The sequence below is a fragment of the Streptomyces sp. WELS2 genome (assembly GCF_013870595.1).
GTDB lineage: Bacteria > Actinomycetota > Actinomycetes > Streptomycetales > Streptomycetaceae > Streptomyces.
The window spans coordinates 1-1,409 of record NZ_JACBWZ010001222.1; the positions used below are offsets into that span (position 1 = coordinate 1).

Genomic DNA, 1,409 nt, shown 5'->3' on the forward strand with positions numbered 1-1,409 from the left:
GCACCGGGCGGGGACGCGCGTCGAGGGCGGCGGCCGGGGCGCTCTTGCCGGGCAGCGCCACGCCGTAGAACCACTGCCGTACGAACTCCACCTCGGCGACGATCTGCGCGTCGGCGGGCGACTGGACGCGCACGAGCGTGGCGACGGCCCTGGCCGCCAGCTCGGTGTCGCCCCGCCACAGCAGATAGCGCAGCACGGTGGCGGTGTCCCGCATGCTCAGCTCGCCGTCCAGTGCGGCCTCGCGCAGCGGCTCCAGATGGGGGCCGGCCGCCGCCGGGTTGGTACGCCACTGGGCGCGGGCCAGGGCCACCGACAGGGCGTGGCCTTCGCGCTGGTCGGCGCAGACGCGCAGGACCAGGCCGAGGTAGGCGGTGCAGCGCTCCACGTCGTCGGTGGCCAGCGCCTGTTCGGCGGCGGCGCGCAGCACTTTCGCGCCCCAGTCCGCCGGTACGAGGTCCGCGGCGTGCAGATGCCGTGCCACCTCGACGGCGGGGGCGCCGGAACGATACAGCAGATGGGCGATCCGGCCGTGCAGCTCGGTGCGGGCGGCGGTGTCCATGTCCTCCAGCACGGCCGCGGCGGCGGTGGGGTGCCGGAAGGCGTGCCCGTCCAGCAGGCCCGAGGAGTTCGCGGCCTGGCCCGGCGTCCACTCCGAGTTGAAGAAGTTGTGGTTGGCGCCGATCACGTACACGGCGCTGTGCAGCGCGCTGCCGTTGCCGACCGCACGCGTGCCGTCGACGTACACCTCGCCCTGGAGGTCGGAGACGTCGCCGTCGCAGCCCGGCAGGATGGTCACCGACGGCACGTCCGGCACCGGGTTCTGCCCGAAGACGGTCGGGCCGATGAGGACGGTGCCCCGGACGGTCCAGCGCACCCGCCCGTGGTAGCCGTCCTGGTCGGCGGGCGGCGGGGCCAGGCTGTCCAGCGCGGCCCGGTTGACGCCCTCGCCGCCCCGGGAGTGCCCGACCAGCAGCACCTTCGACAGATCGGCGCGGGGTGCCTCACGGACCGCCCGCGGTGCCGTCCGGGGGTGTTCGGCCCAGTCGGCCCACCGGGCCAGGTGCTGCCGCACCAGCGAGGACCGGGCCTGCGCGCCGCCGTCCTCGGCCGCGAAGTCCTGTCCGTTGATGCCGTTCGCGGCGATGGACACGGTCACATAGCCCTGGGAGGCGAGCAGTTCCTGGTCGCGCAGATAACCGCGGTAGCTCGGTATCGGCTTGGTGCCCGCCTTGCAGGGCCAGTCGCCGCCGACGTCCTCGCGGCCCTTGTAGCAGGTGGCGTGACGGCCGTGCAGGAACAGTGCGAGGGGCCGCTTGCCGGAGGCGCCCACCGGCGCGACGACCACCGCGCGCATCTCCACCGGCTGCGGGAAGCCGGGCAGCCGCACCGGGTTCAGCGCGTACTCGCCG

The 1,409-nt window shown here is 74.7% G+C and carries 1 pseudogene; it reads right to left on the reverse strand.

The annotated features are described in order from the left end of the window. A pseudogene (locus tag H5J33_RS38145) lies at positions 1 to 1,409 on the reverse strand (hypothetical protein); the annotation flags it as partial.